The following is an 18,234-nucleotide window of genomic DNA, read 5'->3' as shown; positions in this document are numbered from 1 at the left end:
TATTCCCCTATCAAGCTTCCAATTTTTCAAAATGGTAACGCCCGGTTTTCAGGCTGCTTGGCCCAAGACGGGCAAACTTCAGCATCAGGAACACTTCAATGACCAAAAGCACGGTATAAAACGCGGTAATAGTCAAAATACTGAACCAGATATCGGTCGTCGTCAGGCTCGAAGCGGACATGTAAGTTGGCAACATCTCAGAGATAGTCCAAGGCTGACGGCCATATTCCGCCACAAACCAACCACATTCGATGGCAATCCAAGGCAGTGGCAAACTATAAAGTGCCGCTTTCAGTACCCAAGGTTTCTCATCAATTTGATGACGAGTGCTTTGCCAGAAAGCTGCAGCAAACACAAACAACATCACAAAGCCCAGCCCCACCATGATGCGGAAACTGAAGAACACAGGAGCGACAGAAGGAATGGAAGAACGGGCTGCCGCTTTGATTTGTGCTTCAGTCGCATCCACAACTTTGTCAGTAAAAGGCTTGAGCAGCAGGCCATAACCTAGATCCACTTTGGCGGCCTCAAATGCAGCAATCAACTCAGGATCTTTATTACCACTTCGCAGTTGCTGCAACATGCCATAAGCTTGCATACCATTACGGATGCGGGCTTCGTGCTCCACAATCAAATCACGGATCCCGGTGACCTGCTCATCCAAGGAACGCGTAGCGATAATCCCCATCACATAAGGGATTTTAATGGCGTAATCGGTTTCCATGGTTTCATCATTCGGGAAACCAAAAGCCGTAAATGCCGCTGGCGCAGGCTCGGTATGCCACTCAGCCTCAATGGCCGCCAGTTTCACTTTCTGCACTTCACCGGTTTCATAACCTGACTCATCACCCAGCACAATAACAGACAGAATCGATGCCATGCCAAAGCTCGCAGCAATCGCAAATGAACGGCGAGCAAAGGGCAGATCACGCTTTTTCAAAATGTAGTAAGAGCTGATCGCCAGAATAAACATGGCTCCGGTTACGTAACCAGATGCCACGGTATGGACAAATTTGACCTGAGCCACTGGGTTAAACAGCACTTCAGCAAAACTGGTCATTTCCATGCGCATGGTTTCATAGTTAAACACACTGCCCACCGGGTTTTGCATCCAGCCATTAGCAACCAGGATCCACAATGCGGACAGGTTTGTCCCCAGCGCAACCAGCCAAGTCACAGCCAAATGCTGACGTTTACTGAACCTGTCCCAGCCGAAGAAGAACATCCCCACCATGGTAGATTCAAGGAAGAATGCCATCAGGCCCTCAATGGCCAACGGCGCACCAAAAATATCCCCAACATAGTGGGAATAATAAGACCAGTTGGTACCGAACTGGAATTCCATTGCCAACCCCGTGGTGACCCCCAGGGCAAAGTTGATACCAAAAAGCTTGCCCCAGAATTTGGTCATATCTTTATAAATCTGTTTATCCGTCATCACATAAAGTGACTCCATGATAGCCAGCAGAAATGCCATACCTAGGGTGAGAGGAACAAACAAGAAGTGATACATGGCTGTCAGCGCAAACTGCAAGCGTGAAAGCTCTACAACCTCTTCAACAATCATCAGTCTCTCCTTACTTGGTGCAATGATGCCGTGCTCACACCGCCATCGACCTTTGTAAGTTGGTTAATATTTTTATCGCACTCACCCGTTACCCGGGTAAATACACCATTTTTATCAGCACTGATGCTTCAACTGAAAGATAAGGCCTAAAATCCAGCCTTATCCTGTAACTTATTAACAGGATCACATTTTCAGACGAGCAACACCACAAACAACCATTTTTTGTACAGAGATTGGAAAATATCCTTAAATATCATACTCATGTATAGAATTTAATTTTATTTTCACCTTGAATTTATACCATCATAATTTGATGCAAATCAATCAACACTGACAACCAACCCCTCGTTTTGCCAACCGGCGCACAATCCAACCCGCAAGACTATTGCTGTCATAACTAAATCGTGATAGGGGAATTTTTAAAGCTGAATAAAATGTATCATTTTGACTATTTCAATCAAAACTCATTAAAAAGCCACTAAAAAACACTTTTTAACGATAAAAATACAATTAAGCACTAGTGATATTTATCTCAGCCAATTCAATTAAACTAATTAAACCATTAATAAATAACAATTAATTATAAATAGAGAGCAAATAAAAGCCAAAAATCAGCAAAAGTTGATTAGTTTTTCTAATGATTAAAAGCATTTTTTCTCGTTTGATGAGACTGGAGCTTAGATTTACCATGCGCCCCGTGTTAAGGAGACGCTTTGGTCGACCTAAAAAATAAGGTCAGCCTCCTCCGCGCACCAATACCTAAATTTGTGTGGAGATTATTGAAATGAAAAAATTATTTGAACGTCTGGTTAACCTGTACAAGCCCGTTTTTGCAGAGCTTTACGCTGCAAAAGGGTTCTGAATGACCTGTTAAACAGTAAACAGATCTCAGTTTTGTTAACACAAAACAGCGCCCTAGCCAGAAAATGGCTGGGGCGTTTTCTTATGAATTTCTCGCAGTTAAAATCTGCTACAAAGCAAACTTTTATTTACTAAGACGCCATTTTCACATCAAGACAACAATTACATTACTTTATTGTTTGCTGATATACTAATTGCCCATATAGCCTGGCTTTCCCGCATAGCATCACCATCAATCCCATGGCTGAATAAAATTTTACCCTCCCAACCCTTAATATTGATAATCATCAGCTAATTTACCGAATAATGAATAACGCATAACCACAGGCGCCATTATCGATAATGGCTATGCGGCATATAAGGCTAAATTGATATAAAAAAAGCAGCCTTAAGGCTGCTTTTTTCTATCATGTACTGTTTAACGACAGGAAGCATTAGCGCTTAACCATTGATGCTTCTGCACTGTTCAACTTGAGGTCAGCGTCAGCCACCTATCAAGCGGCGCTGGCATGTGACAACATTACCCAATAATCAGTGAGAACAAACCCGCCACCAGCAGCAAGCTTATTTGAGCTTCACTCTGGCATTACGGAACATACGCATCCAAGGACTGTCTTCTCCCCATGCATCTGGGTGCCAAGAATTAGCCACAGTACGGAAAACCCGCTCAGGATGCGGCATCATCAAAGTGACACGGCCATCTAGGGTAGTGATACCGGTAATACCGTTTGGCGAACCATTGGGGTTCAGCGGGTACTGCTCAGCCACTTTGCCATGCCCATCCACATAACGCAGCGACACAGTGCCGGAAGCCTCTGCTGCAGCCAGCGCCTCGGGAGAGGCAAACTCTGCCCTACCCTCACCATGAGAGACGGCGATTGGCATGCGTGAACCCGCCATGCCGTCGAAAAACAGCGATGGACTCTGCTGCACCGCTACCAAAGAGAAGCGGGCTTCAAAGCGCTCAGAGCGATTGCGCACAAAGTGTGGCCAGTGCTCAGTGCCGGGAATAATGGACTTGAGGTTGGACAGCATCTGACAGCCGTTACATACCCCCAGCGCAAAGCTGTCGCCGCGCTCGAAGAAACGACTGAACTCCTGACGAGCCAGTTCATTAAACAGAATTGATTTGGCCCAGCCTTCACCTGCGCCCAGTACGTCACCGTAAGAGAAGCCACCACAGGCCACCAGCCCCTGGAAGCCCTCCAGGCTGACGCGACCAGAGAGAATATCCGACATATGTACATCGCGAGATTCAAAACCTGCACGGTCAAATGCTGCCGCCATCTCCAGATGAGAGTTCACCCCCTGCTCGCGCAAAATCGCCATTTTCGGCGCAGCGCCCTTAAGGATATAAGGTGCGGCCACGTCTTCAGCCGGGTCATAGCTGAGATCCACTGTCAGACCGAGGTTATTGATATCCAGCTTAAGCGCAAGTTCCTCTTTGGCGCACTCTGGGTTATCACGCATCGCCTGCATACGGTAAGTGGTCTCAGACCACAGCTTACGTAGATCAGTCAACGATTCGCTCAGCACTTCACGTTCGCCATCATATACAGACAACTGCATATCACCAGCTAGATTACCAATCAGATGACAATTAACCCCGACATCTTCAAAGCGACTGATAATCTCTTGGGCATCCAGGGCAGAAATTTGCAATACACCGCCTAATTCTTCGTTAAATAGACGGGCAATATCATCCCCTTCAATGCCTCCCAGATTGATATTCAAACCGGTATTACCGGCAAATGCCATCTCAACCAAAGTCGTGAATAAACCACCATCACTGCGATCGTGGTAAGCAATCACTTGCTTATCAGCCACCAGCTGTTGGATCACATCAAAGAAGCCTTTCAGATTGGCGGGCTGGTCCAGATCCGGCGCGCAATCACCGAGCTCTCCATACACTTGCGCCAAACAAGAGCCCCCCAGCCGCTGCTTGCCATCGGCAAGATCCACCAGCAATAGTGCAGTCGCACCTTTATCTGAGCGCAGCTCAGGAGTCACAGTGTTGCGAATATCACGCACCACACCAAAAGCAGAGATCACCAAAGAGAGCGGCGCGGTAACGCTCTTATCTTCACCGTTATCCTGCCAGGCGGTTTTCATGGACATGGAGTCCTTGCCCACAGGAATCGTCAGACCAAGCTCAGGACACAGCTCTTCACCCACAGCTTTAACTGCCTCATACAGACCGGCATCTTCACCCGGGTGACCAGCGGCCGCCATCCAGTTGGCAGACAGCTTGATACGCTTCATATCGCCAATATCAGCGCCGGCAATATTCATAATGGACTCTGCCACCGCCATACGGGCAGAAGCGCCAAAATCCAGCAGTGCCAACGGCGTGCGCTCACCCATGGCCATGGCTTCACCGGCGTAGGAGTCAAAACTGGCCGCAGTGACAGCACAATCTGCTACAGGTACCTGCCATGGCCCCACCATCTGATCACGGTTAACCAGACCGGTTACCGTACGGTCACCAATGGTGATAAGGAAGGTTTTGTCGGCCACAGTCGGCAAACTCAGTACCCGTGAGACCGCTTCTTTCACGTTAATCGCAGCCGTATCCAGCGCCTTGCCTTCAGCCTTCAGCGTCTGGGCTTCACGACTCATCTTGGGCGCTTTGCCCAGCAGCACTTCCAATGGCAAATCGATAGGTTGATTGTCAAAATTCTCATCACTTAGCAGCAGGTGCTCCTGCTCAGTGGCTTCACCCACTACCGCGAATGGCGCACGCTCACGCTCACAGATGGCGGCAAAGGTATCCAGATCTTCAGCCGCTACTGACAGCACATAACGTTCCTGCGACTCGTTGCACCAGATCTCCAACGGGCTCATGCCCGGCTCGTCTGTCAGCACCTTGCGTAATTCAAACTTACCGCCACGGCCGCCATCGCTTACCAGCTCAGGCAAGGCATTGGACAAGCCTCCGGCGCCGACGTCGTGGATAAACTGAATTGGGTTGTCATCGCCCATCTGCCAGCAGCGGTCGATCACTTCCTGACAACGGCGCTCCATCTCAGGATTTTCCCGCTGCACTGAGGCAAAATCCAGATCTTCACTGGACTGGCCGGACGCCATAGAGGACGCCGCGCCGCCGCCCAGACCTATGTTCATGGCAGGGCCACCCAGTACAATCAGCTTGGCACCTATGGTGATTTCGCCCTTTTGTACGTGGTCTTCACGGATATTGCCCAGACCACCGGCCAGCATAATCGGCTTGTGATAACCACGCACTTCTACGCCATTGTGGCTGACGACCTGCTGCTCATAGGTACGGAAATACCCCAAAAGTGCAGGACGGCCAAATTCATTGTTAAAGGCTGCGCCGCCCAGCGGGCCATCCAGCATAATATCCAGCGCAGACACAATACGCTCAGGCTTGCCATAATCCCCTTCCCATGGCTGCACAAAGCCGGGGAGCTTAAGATTGGATACTGAAAAACCTGTCAGGCCCGCTTTGGGCTTGGAGCCACGTCCGGTTGCACCTTCATCACGAATTTCACCGCCACTGCCGGTCGCGGCGCCAGGATATGGACTGATGGCTGTGGGGTGGTTATGGGTTTCCACCTTCATCAGTATATGCATAGGCTCTGTGTGGTAACGGTAAACACCGTCGACGTCTGGGAAGAAACGACCCGCTATTGAACCTTCCATCACCGCAGCGTTATCTTTATAGGCAGACAACACGTGATCTGGTGTGGTTTCAAAGGTATTTTTGATCATTTTGAATAGCGACTTAGGCTGCACTTCGCCGTCAATAGTCCAATCAGCGTTAAAGATCTTATGGCGACAATGCTCTGAGTTGGCCTGAGCAAACATCATCAGTTCAATGTCATTGGGGTTACGCCCCAGGCGGATAAAATTCTCAACCAGATAGTCGATTTCATCTTCTGCCAGTGCCAAACCCATTTCTGTATTGGCAGTGACTAGTGCCCGGCGTCCTTCACCCAAAATATTCACGCTGCGAAGTTGACCCGGCTCAGTATGGGAAAACAGTACTTCGGCTTGCTGTAATGACCCCATAACCGTTTCTGTCATACGATCATGGATAAGGGCTTTAACCCCAGATAACTGGCTATCCGTTAAATCACCTTGCACATAATAGGCAATGCCGCGCTCCAGACGTTGTACTTTATTCAAGCCACAATTGTGGGCGATATCAGTTGCTTTAGAAGACCAAGGAGAGATGGTGCCGGGGCGGGGAGTGACGAAGAGTAGGATACCGCAGGGAGAGTGGGATGCCATGGCAGGGCCATAGGTGAGGAGTTTTTCCAGCCGGGAAGATTCATCATCATCTAACGCCTCCCGTAATTCGGCCAGATGTATGTACTGCGCATAAATCTCTTTAACCGGTAAGGCTGCCTGCTCACAGGCCTGCTGCAAAAGCCGCAGTTTAAACGCAGAAAGTGCCGGGGCACCGCGCATAATCTCCATCACTTGTATTCACCTTATTATAATTTGGTTACAGGGTAAGAGGAGGCGGTATTATAAGAAAATGGCCTGCACAAATCATCCACTTACCCCGGGTGAAACCGGCATAAAACCACAATTGCCGCATTGCTGCCAAGAAAACATTTTCCCTTTAAAAAAACGATCATACCTCACAGTGGTAATAAAATCTGCCGTGGGTTTTATCCGCTTATATTGCTTTTTTACGCCACTGCCCCATTATGGAGAGTATGAATTTATACGGCTTTTTCACTGCCCTGTTACTGAGCACAACGTTAACGGCATGTGAACCGAAACAGATTGAATCACCATCCCCACCCGAGCACAGTGTGTTACGGGTCGGCACCCTCTATGGACCGCAAATATATGTCAGCAGCGACCAAGGATTAAGCGGGTTTGACTATGAGATGGCAGATCGCTTTGCCAAATACCTACACAAACCACTAAAAATGCAGCCGTATCACAGTATTGCGGCTCTATATCGGGCGCTTGAACAAGATGAAATCGACCTGATTGCTGCGGGCATTACCGACACAGAGGCCAGACGACAACAATATCGTTTAGGCCCCCCGCTATATCAGGTCGATCAAGTACTGGTCTATCGAGAAGGTAACAGTCCGCCTGATAATCTTAATCAGCTCCCCGGCACCTTAGCTGTTATGGCCGACTCAGCTTTTGTGGATACCCTGGCAGCGCTGCAGCGGCGTTATCCCAACCTGCATTGGCAACAAATCAATGATAAAGATAATGAAGAACTGCTGGAGATGATCGCCGCTAAAACCCTCGACTACACGGTTTCCGACTCAACCAGTTTGCAAATAAACCGGCGATTTTTACCTGAACTTAGGGTGGGAGAAACCCTCGCAGAAGATCAAAATGTTGTCTGGCTATTACCAGCCAAACACAGTGACAAACTGATGAGCCAGTTACTGGCATTTTGGAATATTCAATTGCGAGAAGGTACGCTAGCGCAGCTTAGCGAGAAATATTTCGGTCATGTACAGCGCTTTGATTATGTCGATACCCGCGCCTTTATCCGCGCAGTGGAAAATATCCTGCCCAAATACCGTAACTGGTTTGAACAATATGCCGGAGAACTGGACTGGCGCAAACTGGCTGCGACCAGCTATCAAGAGTCTCACTGGAATCCCAGAGCACGCTCGCCCACAGGCGTCAGAGGGATGATGATGCTCACTCTCCCAACGGCCAAACAGATGGGGATCCGCAATCGGCTAGATGCCCAGCAAAGTATCCGTGGCGGGGCCAAATATCTGCAAAATATTTTAGACCGCCTGCCAGACTCCATCCCCAGCAGCCAACGAATGTGGTTTGCCTTGGCATCCTATAATGTCGGCATGGGGCATGTGGAAGATGCCCGTAAACTGACCGAGTCCACGGGTATGAACCCCAGTGCCTGGGGGGATGTCAAACAAGTATTGCCTTTACTGCAAAAACGCAAATACTACAGCCGTACCCGTTATGGCTATGCCCGTGGCAGTGAAGCTGTGCATTACGTAGACAATATCCGCCGTTATTACGATACCTTAGTGTGGTTGGATAAGCAGGAGCAAAATCTGCGTAGTCAGCAAGAAGGCGCGCAGTTAGCCGAGCAGCAAGATGCCATTCAAGTGCAACCGGCCCAGCCTAATGACTGAAAGATACCCCCTGAAAGCAACTCAGCCAGATAAATGCTGTAGGCATTTCTGTGAGCCTCGACAATCAAAAGCACAACAATTTGACTAAAACTGCCAGCCAGACGCTTTTTTTCCCAGCCCACTATGCTAACGTCAACAAGCACTACCACATCACCTGCGTTGCGCAGCGTAATCGCAGCGACAATATACTGAAATCACATCTCGGCGAGCATATCTTATTGGTAGTAAATGTCTCTATGACCCGCTGAAGGAATGTAAGGATAACAAGGACAGCATGATGAAAAGGAAACTCAACAACAATGCCGCAGCCCGGCGCCGCAATACCATCAAAGTACAGCGCCGGCGGATCCTGCATCGGCAAAAGCAGTTTTTCACGTTTATTCAGTTTCTGGACTAACTAAAACACCCTATTCCGGCGGTTGCGGTATGATTAAGGCCGCCGGCTATCACGCTTTTTCGACTTATTCAGATGCGGCAACTTACCTAATCATCAAACCCGAGTATCGAATGTCACCATTCAGCCAACACCCATGGCAGCGGACAAATTTGCACTAATCAACGACTCTAAATAAAACCTTACCTCATTGATAACCGGTATGGTTTCAATCGCAAACAATACATCTTCCACAGCCAGAATAAATTAAAGCGGTTACTCGCCCCGTTTATTCGCCGCCACAGCAAACCAACGGTATTACGGTTTACTTTTTTTCTTATTACCCAGCGGTGCATTTTCCGCATTAACCTGCTGAGCCAGCAATGCTTTAGCCACCTGCTTTTGCTGTTTTTTTTTCGGCTCGGCGCCGACGGAAAAAATCACTTAACATGGTACTGCATTGGCTTTCCAACACCCCTTCAGTGACATCCAATTGGTGATTAAACGCAGGATGACGTAATAAATCCACCACAGAACCAGCAGCGCCGGTTTTAGCATCCCGAGCCCCAAACACCACGCGCTTAATACGACTATGAACCATGGCTCCGGCGCACATGGCACAAGGCTCCAACGTCACATATAAAGTAGTATCTAACATCCGATAATTTTGCAGAATTTTACCGGCCTGACGCAGACACTGCATTTCGGCATGAGCACTGGGATCATGCAGCCCTATACTGAAATTGAATCCGGCCGCGATCAGTTCATCATCACGCACCAACACAGCGCCTACCGGCACCTCACCATGCTGCTCTGCTTTCTCAGCCATCGCCAGAGCCATCGCCATCCACTTCTGATCTTGTGCTGATTGTGACAAGCGTCATCTCCTTTTCTATTACGGCCGCGCAGTATATCAGGAAACGTCAAGGGGAACTCAACTGGCAAGCGCACCCTGTTTGACTAAGCTTTATGCACGGTTTCCCGGAAGGAATTGTATGCGCCGCTATTTATGGCAAACCAGTATTATCCTGTTGTCCATCGCCGATCTGCTGGTGCTACTAAGTAGTACCCGATTGCTGGAGTATCTCAACTATGCCGAGTTATGGGTGGAATTAGTCCGGCTACCCGTATGGCTGTTTCTGATGATTTATGTTGAACAGTTACGTAAATATCCCACCATTTACCCTTGGTTACTTTCGGGTACCACCTGTTTGTATCTGGGCACAGTTTTTAATATCAATGATGAGTTTTTCAACTTAGAACATCCTATCTATCAATTAAGTGAAGACTTACTACTAACCGCGGGTACGCTGGCCTGCGGCCTAGGATTGTACCGACTATTAAAGCAATTAACTGAACAAACCGAACTGCTCAGTGATCTCGCCCTAGGCGCCCCTTTGGCCGGTTTAGCCAATCGGCGTAACTTCTATCAACAGCGCCAACAGCATCCCCACAGTGATCGGGTATCACTGCTATTAATTGGGGTGGATGACTATGCCGAGTTACTGGCATCACAAGGTCTGCCTTGTGGTGACTATCAGCTGGTTAAACTGGCTGAATTAATTGGCTCAGTGATCCGTAAACACGACCGGGTGATCCGCTGGGGGGGAGATGAATTTGCCCTAGAGCTGGGCGGCGCCGACCTCAATACCGCCAGAGTGAAGGCAGAACATTTAAGGCTTTTGATCGCTGATCACTATTTTCATTTTGCAGGTAAACACCTGCGACTCACTGTGAGTATTGGTATTGCCCAATATGCCAGCCAAGCAGGAGGTAGACAACAGGCCGTCAGCGAAGCTACCCGGGCCCTCAAACAGGCAAAAGCCCAGGGCGGCAATCAGGTCTGTTTGGCACAAGATGTTCAGACTCAAGAGTCAGCCGCAATGCAATCAATTGCTGGGGGCATCAAATAAATGTTTTTTAATGGCAAATTACTGCCATAAAAAATGGGCCATCAGGCCCATTTTTTACATTCAGCTATATTGGCAATCAGCCCTAGCTTATTCCCACTCTAACATCAATAAGAGGAAAGCCACCTTTTATTACAGCAAGTTAGATTTGAACTGGTTTGCGGTACCATGGTAGTCCTCCCTTTTTTAACCGCAGTTTAAAGTAGAGGCTAAGCAGCCATCAGTGGTGGCCTGCCATTGTTTGCTTTGTGTGGTCGTTCATGATTGTAAAACCAAAGCCACTTTGTTGCGTAGTCTTGTACCTCGTCTATTGAGTCGAAAAGATGCTTGCTGACCCAACTGTATCGAATTGTTTTGTTGTGCCTTTCTATGTAAGCGTTCTGCTGGGGCTTACCTGGCTGAATATATTCAATCCGAATGTTGTGTCGCTTAGCCCAATTGACAAACTCACCGCTAATGAACTCAGGCCCATTATCACAACGGATAATTGAAGGCTTTGGCCGCTGCTCCAAGAGTTGATTTAGCGTCCTAATAACTCGTAATGCTGGCAATGACAATCCCGCTTCAATCGCCAAACCTTCACGATGATAATCATCGATAACGTTGAATAAGCGGTAGCGTCGGCCATCGGCTAATTGATCATGCATGAAATCTACAGACCAAACTTGATTCGGCCGCACGGGTTCTTTTAGAGGCTCTGGGGCATGGCGTTTTAGCCGTCGTTTGGGGCGAATACGCAGGTTTAACGCCAACTCGCAATAAATACGATATACGCGTTTGTGGTTCCAGAGTTTGCCTTTCACATTGCGCAGGTAATCAAAGCACAGACCAAAGCCCCAGTCATTTTCATCTGTCGTCAGCTGGATAAGCCAATCGGCAATATCCGCATTTTCATCTCGAAGGACTGATTGGTAGCGGTAGCAACTTTCACTGACACTGAAAATGCGACACGCCATTCGAATACTGATGTCTGAAGCCGCCACAGACTGCTGAGCAAGCACTCGCCGCTCACTGGGCTTCACCACTTTTTTGCCATGGCTTCCTGAATGATTTCGGCTTTGAGGCGTTCTTCTGCATACATTTTCTTGAGCCGCCGGTTTTCGTCCTCAAGCTCTTTCATGCGTGCCATGAGTGACGCATCCATGCCACCATATTTTGCACGCCATTTGTAAAAGGTCGCACTGCTCATGCTAAGCTGAACCCAATTGGTTAGACAGATTTTTCATCTTTTAAGAGAAATAATCTGTTTGGTTAAGCGGCAAACTTCTTTTTAGCGAAATAGACTTGATCAGGTGTGTGATTATTCAGTCCCTGATGAAATCTCTGTTCGTTATAGAACACGAAATATTCACCAATAGCAAGTTCTGCCTCTGTAATAGTGCCATAAGCTTTGATATACACCTCCTCATATTTCAAGCTCCGCCAGAGTCGCTCAATAAACACATTATCTACCCAACGCCCCTTGCCATCCATGCTAATCCTGATATCCATTTCTTTCAGCCTGCCGGTAAACGCATCACTGGTAAACTGACTACCCTGATCGGTATTGAAAATCTCAGGCTTACCGTATTTGGCCAATGCCTCATCGAGTGCATCAAGACAAAACTGTGTATCCATGGTATTGGACATGCGCCATGCCAGCACTTTTCGGCTATGCCAGTCGATGATGGCGATCAGATAAGCAAACCCTTTTTCCATCGGAATATAGGTGATATCCGTGGCCCAGACCTGATCTGCCCGCTCAATACTCAGCTCACGCAGTAAGTACGGATAAATGGTATGAGCCTGATTGGGCCGAGATGTTTGCTTCTTTGGGTACAGAGGCACAATGTCCATTAAACGCATCAGTCTCTGCACCCGTTTACGGTTGACATGAAAGCCACTGGCACAAAGTTCCAGCGTGATTTTACGGCTGCCATAAAACGGGTGTTTCAGATGAATTTGATCTATCCGGCGCATGATTTCAAGCTGCTCTGCTGAAAACGGAGCAGGCTCGTAATAGGCGCTAGAGCGGCTAATACCCAACAAACGACACTGGTGTAAAACGGGCAATTTATCCTTACGGTCGACTTTATTTTTCCGTTGTGCTCTCGTTAACGACCGAGCACTTTGGCTAAAAAATCATTTTCCATGGTCAGTTGACCGATTTTTGCATGGAGTTTTTCACAGTCGACTTCGTTCTTTTTAGCCTTGTCAGCCTTGCTTTCAAACAGGGTCGAGGCATTATCTAGAAGCTCCTGCTTCCATTTGCCAATCTGGGATTGATGGATACCAAATTCAGAAGAAAGTTGAGCCAGCGTCTTGTTTCCCTTGGCCGCAGCGAGTGCAACTTTAGCCTTGAATGTCGGCGAGTGATTTTTCCTTTTTTTGCTCATGCTCTGCTCCTTTTGTTGTTTACAATTAAAGCAGATTATTTGCTCTTAATCACTGTCTTAAAAATTGGAGCCATTTCTGAGTGGACTCGCAGAGCAGGATTCCGTTGAGCACGAAGTGCGAATAAGGTGACAGTTAAGTAGGAACCATCAACTTGTTGGTGGGCCTACTTCACCTATCTTGCCCGCCTTTTGGCGTTGGTAACACCAAGGTAAACTGCTTAGCAAAAATGTGTTTTCTCTTGCAAACCACAAGGATAAAAGTGAATAGCTTCGTATTGAAATAAAAGTAGGACGCAACCACACAAATACTTACGATTACTCCGCTAGCACGATGGTTAACACATCAATACACAAGCTTTGTCAGCTATAAAAAATTATGCAGGTAGTCGTCACCCTACTCCCTCAAGGACTTATCAGCGGCCTCTTCTGCTCTATAGTTACCTATATCAAGCAATATCTCATAGAGTTGCATAGCTCCTTCTTTCACCGCACCAGAACTTCGTTGAAGTGTCACAGACAGCTGTACCAATTCTTCACTTTGCTCAAACTGAGAATTCTCTTTGTCATCTGATAACTGCATATCAACCAAGCTACGAGCGACTTTGAGTAACGACAACTGCTGGCTTGGAGGCAAGTTCAAATTAGTCAGAGAACTTATTAGGCGGTATCCATCAAGTTCAGCTATTACATTCGGCATTCTTGCAAGCCAATTAATGACTTCATGAGTAAGTTCATCATTGGGCATCGGTTTTCCAAACCCAAAAAGTGAATTTAGTGCGCTGCCGAGTCCGTCAGCTCCCCCTTCCAAACAAGACATGAGTACCTTATGGGATTTACCTCTGATTTGCCCCGCTTCATACCAACCACTGCTCGCCGCGTAGACGACGCCGCGTTTGAAGTTCAGGTCACCGCCCTCGAAACGACTATTCCAGATGTCATCTATATCTTGGTTTACGTTACCAAGTATCCTTAACCCTGTCGTAAATTCACCAGCAACCTGAATAAGTGCCGGAGAGTCCGTAGATAACCAAAACTGTATTATCTGAAGTAAGATAATCGGCTCTAAGACATCCGATAACTCCCATACCGCAGCAGCACATGAAGGTGAAGAGAGCGTGTGGGGATTCTCTTTGAGCAGCAAACCAAACAGCTCATTACACTTATGTCTTTCTGCCCAACGGAGGCTTCTTGTATGGAAAATCAAAAGCGACTTCCAAGTTGCCAGATCTTTTGATATGCCCAAGAAATATATCAAAAAATCGGCCCAGGCATTGCAATTCGGCTTGTCTCTACAAACTAAACCGTGATGAACTGCAGCCATGATAGTGTAGTTCCCCCCAGGAACTGCTCTAACACCGCCATAACCTCCGAATAGTAGAGGTTCTTTAGGTTCGTCGCCCAAAAGGTCCTCATCTTGGTCATGCCCAACATCAAGAGCGGAGCTTATAAATCCAACAAGCATCTTGATGTCTTGGTCATCTAGCCCTGATTCCTTTATCGCGAGTTCGTCAAAAGCTCTCGCAATCCCCATTATCCATTCCCTAGAATTAAAACCTCGCTGGTTTAGTTTGGAGATAATCTCTCTTAACCCCACAAGTGAAATATTTCCAGATTTAACCAGACTCTCGACCGCTTCAGAAGCTGCATATTCATGCTTTGTTGCCTGAAACTCGTCCGACATAAGGTGTATTGCCCTTTGAGGGCAACTAGCTGCGAATGAGCCAAATGATCTTGAGAGTTCAACATCACCAAAGCGCCAGCGGCGACTTGTATCTTTGGATTCCTCCAACTTCGCTGCCTGACTAAGCATATTGAGAATATCTTTATCTTTGGCTTTAATCATTTGTTCAGAAGACATTGGTGAACGAACCATTGAGGCCATGCCTCCACTACTTGGCTTTTGACCAATGGCAGGTTCAAAACGACAATTTCTTTCCGATACTTGCCTTCTTCTTCTTGGTGATAGGACTTCTTGAGGTAACCGGGCTAATAGTTTTAGTCGATACTCATCGCTGTAACCTATGCATAGACGTCGCTCATTCGGGGATGCACCGTGATAAGGTTGATGAGAACTAAATCTTTCTATTGAATCTCTGATATTGGCAACCTGCTCTTGCTCCCAAAAACCAGCGGCTGACTCAACGAGTTGCATCGTGCAACTTCCGCATACTGTGTATCCAACATTCTCCGCATCATAAAAGTGACCATGCCCAAGCTGAAGACGGTCATCATCTTCTAGCAAAAAGTTGTATATCTCTTGCGCAAAAAAAGCTCCATTTTCAGCCAGAGACATTGCAAGCATGACTTGAATATCTTCTCTACGTGTATTCAAAAAGGGACGGATGAAAACAAGCAACTCAGCTGGAGATTCTTTCGCGGCTGTGAGTAATGCTGTGCAAAGAGATCCAAGCACATAATCATTATCAGATAGATCGTATTGACGAATGCTTCGCCGAAATGCTCTACCCGGGTCCATGTTAATATCTTCTTTTTCAAGAGTACTCTGGGCCCAGGGAAGGATTGCTTTGACGTAATCTAGCGAGTGATGTAAAGCTAGTTTATTAAGACCATATAGTCTTTTATCAAAAACTTTATCGAGAGCTACAGAGTTCAGCCAGCCAATAAGAATGGGCAAAGCTTGTTCAATACGCCCAGTCTTTGATAGTGCTGAAACATATCTACTTATAAGAGATTCGTTAATCTCAATTCTTTTCAATAGATTACCTACGAGGTCCAAAGCATCTTGAGACGAAGCTTCAGCTCGATACAACACCCAAAAACTCAACTCATCAAATACTTTGTCTGACCAAAGCCTATTAATCAGAGATACTACATGTATCTCATCATGCAGTGCTTCTTTGGCAAGCCATTGCATTACACCTTCACGATGAGCACTAACAGCCATTAGCTCAGGGAGAATTTGAACTAAAAGATCACGCCAGTGATCCCAGTTTGCTGCGATCTTTGAAAATACACGCTTAGCCAGATGGGAGTCCTCTTTGATCAAACGCTGGATACGTTCAACATCATCAAAATCGGGACTTGGTGCTATAGCAATAACGTCAACTAGCAGGTGTAAGATATGGCGCCGTGAACGTCCTTCAAACAATAACTCATGGAGTGCCGACTGATACTCATGAGGATCATTTTCTCTGAGGTACTCTATCCCACGTAAAATCGTGCTTCTGGAAAAAAGCCCATTCTGTTTTCGATACACGAAATCACATAAACTTAGTGAAGTTCTGAAGCTCTGGGCTTGAAAGTCATCTAACCAAGCTTGGTGGCTGAATCCTATATTCGTTTCGTACCTTACCAAGATACCCGCGGCTTCTAAAACTGCAATTATGTGCCCAAAATCAAACTCATATGCGTTTATAGGACGCCTCAGAACTTCATGTTTTACCATGTCTTGGGCTAAAAGCTTTAAGAACTCCACTTGTTCATTTCTACGAACTCTGTCTGTCAGCTTTTTTTCCAACCACCGCTGCAACAAGTTCCTTGAAGTAATTCCCGAAGGGGAGTCACCAGCTTTGATCAAACTAACATAAAGATTTAGAGCAAATGGAACTTGGATCGCCGGATACATGCTGTCAGGAACAGATGCACTACTGATCCCAATGTCAGCCAAAAACTCTTCAACTGACTCTTTACTTGGTAAAGATAACTCAACATGCTTTGCTTCAAGCATGGTAAATCTAGTATCAAAACTAGCTTCAAAGGGACGTGATGAGGCGATAATGTGTATGGGATTTTTGTTACTGAGCTTCAGACTTTCAAACCTACTTTTAAGGGAAAGTATAAGGTCTACAATTACCCTGAAACGACTTGAACTCTGATCCATAACCTCGCTGATTGCATCCATCTGATCAATTATTAGCACCAGTGGCTTGGTATGTAACATATTGAGAAGTACATCAGTCAGATGACCGCTTAGCTTCAAACTCTTTGACAAATCAGATAGGTCATTGATGCTAGCATCCAGTTCATCGGCTTTAATGGCGAGCACAGAGTATTCTAAATTACTTAACTTCTCATAAAGCGCAGATAGCAGTGACGATTTTCCAGCTCCAGCAACCCCCGTTAACAGATAACAACCACTATCTTTGGATTCAACTAACTTCAGTAAATGCCCCAAATCCGGTCGTTCAATGAATCGATTTTCAATGGTTTTCTGCCAGCAGATAAGCTGCCGACTAGCTTGGGCAAGATCGGCATCGGTTATTGATTTTGCTTCCCTCAATTCGAGAGTATCTAACGATGAGCGAGGAATACGAAAATGTCGGTCTCTAACATCTGAATGAATAGCTAAAGCTCTATTCAGCTCGTGTGGCCTAATAAGCTTGTAGTTCAATTCTTGCAGTCTTTTGACTAACAAAGGCATTGCACAGCTAAGCTCAACGTTTTGAAATGAAGCGTAACTACCTATGACAACTTGGGCCACACTCTCGATTTCAGCTAAATTCTCTGAAAGCCATGACTTGGGAGTGTTAAAAAATTCATCAACCTCACCTTTTGGATCAGTACTCAGTGAAAGGTAAAACGTGAAGTTCTGGGGTTCGGGGAGTAAACGATGATTCAAGTCAGCGTGGAGTAAGAATTTTATGATCTCTTTTAATGCTTCACTACGTGAGAACTTACCTGCATAGCGTTTGCATTGTACTAGACCAACCGGAAGTTCTTGGTAAGTAAGCCAAACATCACGGCCTTGATCGGCACCAGTTAACATTAAGCGTGTGTAATCATGCCCTAATTCACATTCATACCCACTCCGAAATAGATCCCAAAGCAGGCACTCAAACTGCTCTGGACTTAAAGACTGGTAAGGAAGCACCTGAGTGCCACTATCTATAACTGTAACTTGCGAGCGTTGAGAAATTTCCTCCTCAATATCCGACACTTCAATAAATTGCTGAGTATCAACTTTTAACAAGTCTATATCCCCTCATCACCTAGCTGAACCATCACCTGACTAGCTAGCCAGTCACTAATTACCACCCATATAACCAACTAATTTATCACAGAAATTTTGAATGTA

Annotated in this window: 8 protein-coding genes and 1 pseudogene; 3 read left to right on the top strand and 6 right to left on the bottom strand. The window is 46.6% G+C overall.

Going from position 1 to position 18,234, the window contains the following annotated elements; all coding sequences use genetic code 11:
• Window positions 1-10: 10 nt before the first annotated feature.
• Complete coding sequence (locus NFHSH190041_RS06000; RefSeq protein ID WP_261924363.1) at window positions 11-1,567, bottom strand: cytochrome ubiquinol oxidase subunit I; 1,557 nt, start codon at window positions 1,565-1,567, stop codon at window positions 11-13.
• Between the two features lie 1,425 nt (window positions 1,568-2,992).
• Window positions 2,993-6,871 carry a phosphoribosylformylglycinamidine synthase gene (gene purL, locus NFHSH190041_RS05995; protein WP_261925061.1) on the bottom strand — a complete coding sequence of 1,293 codons (3,879 nt, stop codon included), beginning with the start codon at window positions 6,869-6,871 and terminating at the stop codon, window positions 2,993-2,995.
• A 245-nt stretch (window positions 6,872-7,116) separates the two neighbouring features.
• Between purL and mltF the strand changes: the two genes are divergently transcribed.
• Window positions 7,117-8,541: a membrane-bound lytic murein transglycosylase MltF gene (gene mltF / locus NFHSH190041_RS05990; protein WP_261924362.1), complete on the top strand. Its 1,425-nt coding sequence runs from the start codon at window positions 7,117-7,119 to the stop codon at window positions 8,539-8,541.
• Between the two features lie 274 nt (window positions 8,542-8,815).
• Window positions 8,816-8,938: a hypothetical protein gene (locus NFHSH190041_RS05985; protein WP_261924361.1), complete on the top strand. Its 123-nt coding sequence runs from the start codon at window positions 8,816-8,818 to the stop codon at window positions 8,936-8,938.
• 364 nt (window positions 8,939-9,302) lie between these two features.
• Here NFHSH190041_RS05985 and tadA read toward each other — a convergent pair whose 3' ends face one another.
• Window positions 9,303-9,761 (bottom strand): tRNA adenosine(34) deaminase TadA, encoded by a 459-nt coding sequence (tadA, locus tag NFHSH190041_RS05980; RefSeq protein ID WP_315972986.1) that lies wholly within the window; start codon window positions 9,759-9,761, stop codon window positions 9,303-9,305.
• Between the two features lie 148 nt (window positions 9,762-9,909).
• Between tadA and NFHSH190041_RS05975 the strand changes: the two genes are divergently transcribed.
• On the top strand, window positions 9,910-10,827 hold the full coding sequence (locus NFHSH190041_RS05975) for a GGDEF domain-containing protein (protein WP_261924359.1): 918 nt from the start codon (window positions 9,910-9,912) through the stop codon (window positions 10,825-10,827).
• Between the two features lie 206 nt (window positions 10,828-11,033).
• Here NFHSH190041_RS05975 and NFHSH190041_RS05970 read toward each other — a convergent pair.
• From NFHSH190041_RS05970 to NFHSH190041_RS05960, 3 genes and pseudogenes are all read right to left on the bottom strand, one after another.
• Window positions 11,034-12,013: pseudogene (locus NFHSH190041_RS05970) on the bottom strand (IS3 family transposase); the annotation flags it as partial.
• A gap of 62 nt (window positions 12,014-12,075) precedes the next feature.
• Window positions 12,076-13,199 (bottom strand): IS3 family transposase gene (locus NFHSH190041_RS05965; RefSeq protein ID WP_261921917.1). Its coding sequence is split into 2 segments (ribosomal slippage): window positions 12,076-12,947 and window positions 12,947-13,199, totalling 1,125 coding nucleotides; the frame shifts between segments, so codons are not numbered across the junction.
• A gap of 394 nt (window positions 13,200-13,593) precedes the next feature.
• Window positions 13,594-18,129: an ATP-binding protein gene (locus NFHSH190041_RS05960; RefSeq protein WP_261924358.1), complete on the bottom strand. Its 4,536-nt coding sequence runs from the start codon at window positions 18,127-18,129 to the stop codon at window positions 13,594-13,596.
• Window positions 18,130-18,234 lie beyond the last annotated feature (105 nt).

This window comes from Shewanella sp. NFH-SH190041, from assembly GCF_024363255.1.
Taxonomy (GTDB): Bacteria; Pseudomonadota; Gammaproteobacteria; order Enterobacterales; family Shewanellaceae; genus Shewanella.
Note: the sequence above shows the minus strand (reverse complement) of the source record. Positions and strands in the feature narration are given on the sequence as shown.